The organism is Candidatus Neomarinimicrobiota bacterium, assembly GCA_018651745.1.
GTDB lineage: Bacteria > Fidelibacterota > Marinisomatia > Marinisomatales > TCS55 > JAAZYX01.
In genome coordinates this window covers 1-2,702 of sequence record JABIDL010000018.1, presented here as the reverse complement: position 1 = coordinate 2,702, position 2,702 = coordinate 1, and the positions used below count along the sequence as shown (strand labels likewise).

At 40.3% G+C, this 2,702-nt stretch carries 1 protein-coding gene; it reads right to left on the bottom strand.

The features are described 5' to 3' along the window. Positions 1–190 precede the first annotated feature (190 nt). Positions 191–1,570, bottom strand: a complete 1,380-nt coding sequence (locus HOD97_02845) for an exopolysaccharide biosynthesis polyprenyl glycosylphosphotransferase (GenBank protein ID MBT4280551.1) — start codon at positions 1,568–1,570, stop codon at positions 191–193. Between the last annotated feature and the right edge of the window lie 1,132 nt (positions 1,571–2,702).

Sequence of the window (2,702 nt, the reverse complement as noted above, 5' to 3'; positions counted from 1 at the left end):
GATTTTATAGAGGCAAGATGGAGTGGCGTTAAAAAATAACTGTCATTCCGAACCGGCGGATGGTGGTTCTTCATCAAAGGACCTTGCCCTGCTAATTTAGATTCCTCGTCGCCTCGATGGGACTCGCTCGGAATGACTGGGTTGGGGTTAGTCAAATTATGACTGGGATGATGGATGAAAGAAAAAAGTACTATATGGCTCCGGTATTCAATGTCAGCATTTGCCAGAATGTGATGGCAGAAATTTTTATATCCTTCCATAAAGTCCAGTTGCCAATATAGTCTAAGTCATAATCAACACGCTTTTGCATTAATCCCATATTTTCTGTACCGCCTCGAAATGAATGAATAGCTGCCCAACCAGTGATACCAGGTTTTACAAATCTTCGTATTCTATATTTTTTAATTTTATCAACAATTTTCCTTTCTTCACTCACCATATGGGGACGGGGCCCCACAACGCTCATTTCTCCTACAAAAACATTAATAAACTGGGGCAATTCATCGAGGTTTGACTTTCGGAGTAACCTTCCGATATACGTGATTCTAGAATCATCTTTTTCTGTAAGATGGCTATAACCTATTTCAGCAGATTTATCTGAAAACATCGTGCGAAACTTGAGGCAAAAAAATTCGATACCATCAATGCCAATGCGTTTTTGTTTAATAATAACAGGACCGCGACTTGTTAGTTTGATCAAAATTCCGACTACAACATAAAACCACCAGTAAAATAAAGATAAAATGATTGTCGAAAGCAATACATCAAATACTCGTTTTACTATGCGACTATATGGGTTCGTTAGCGGTTCCGGGCGAAGACGTACGGCAGCAAAAGGGCCAAACCGATCGCGAGGGCTCAGACGTAATGAGATATCTTCAGTTCGCGGTTCAATCAGGTGAATACGTGCACCTCTATCCTCTGCCCAATCTATAGCGGTTTCCAGTGTTTCCCGATCAAGTTGGGTGGGATCACATACAAAATGATCGACGGACCCATTCCCGGAAATAGTTTCAAATTCATTTGATAGGTTTTCAATATCTAAATTTTTATCCTGCCGATGAAACCAGCCATTTAAATGATAGCCAAACCTTTTATTGCTTTGAGTCCACTTTTTTAGAAGATCATATTCAATAGCAGAACCATACAAAAACACATTTCGCTGATTATACCCTGCCAATCGCATATTGCGGGACACCGCGAGCCACAACACACGGTTAAGACCTAAAATGAAGAACTCAGCTATTAAAAATGTGCCGAAAAAGATCAGTGAAATATCCTGTTTACTAAAAAGAATAAATAAAGAAACTGCAAGAGCAAAGAGCAACTGGCCACCTAGAAATTTGATAAGGCGGTAATCTGTAGATTCATCATGGCGGGGATCGTTTAGATCAAATACAAAAGCGATTATCACCCATACGATTACTGCAAAAATGACCAGATTGGAAGAATAATCCAATGGAAATAACGATGAAAAAACATACCAATACGCAACCGAAAATGTGCCCAATAAAAGAAAGACATCCATTGCCAAATAAGTAGGCCGAAAAAAGAGATTATATCGTTTCATGCGGAAATTCCCTGCATTATTCGAGAATAATTAAAGACCGAAACATTCAAGATTAAAACAGAATATTTTTTCTGGGGGGGGGGATGGTGTGTGGCAACTTCATAATGATATTGTTTAGTCTTATTATTTTCCCTTTTATTGAATGATTTAAATTAAGACCTATAAAACCTATAATCGTTAAATAATATTATTAATGTGATGTGGGTCACATATAAGTAACCAGGCGGAAAGTATTCATGTGTTATAGAATAGTTTGTTTGGGAAATGATTCGTTGGATGGTGGCTCTTCATCAAAGGACCTTGCTTTTCCAATTTAGATTCCTCTGGCTCCGCCAGCCGGCGGATCGCTCGGAATGACTGGAGTGGGGTTATTATTACTCACCCCGAAATGTACCTAAACAAATGAAAGGTGGTTTTCGCCCCTCTCTTTTAAGAGAGGGGTTAGGGTGAGTCAAAAAATAACGTCTGTCATTCCGAACCGAAGTGTGAGGAATCTTCATCAGGTGAGCTTGCTCTTCGAATCTAGATTCCTCGTCGTCCCGATAGGACTCACTCGGAATGACTGGAGTGATCGAGGTACAATATAATCCTTAGGGGTATATACTTTTCTTAACGTAAGAAAAGTATCAAAAGAAGCTTTCGCTACGGAATAATCCGAGGAAAAAGAATTATCCAACGGGTCGATTTTTAACTCCCCAAGATTCTTTCTTGAACAAAAAATATTACCCCAAAGGGTTATACAGAAAAATCGCCTCTTCCTTTAGGATAATCCTTCCTCTGGATCCCGGATTATTCCAAGGTGAGGAAAAAAGTAGAAGATTTGGTTAGTGGTACATAAAAACCTTTGCGGAAGTATGGTTCGGCAAGCTCACCACAAGAACTTTCGCAAAGGTAGGGTTGGTGGAAAAAATAACTGTCATTCCGAGCCGCCGGTTGGCGGAGAGGAATGACACTGGGATGGTGGGTTGGTAATCAAAGTCAGGCCCTCCAACACTATTTAGATATCTTCTTTGGGGGCGGGCAAGCGGTAGCTCGTACTACGGCCCCTACCGAGGTTCTGTATTAAAATATCCCGAGCCTTCAAAACCTGAATGTCTCGTAGTGCTGTGTCCGTAGAACATTTCGCAAGTTT

Excerpts from the sequence above, each read along its gene's own strand:
- HOD97_02845 (MBT4280551.1), bottom strand. The coding sequence starts at position 1,570 with ATGAAACGATATAATCTCTTTTTTCGGCCTACTTATTTGGCAATGGAT.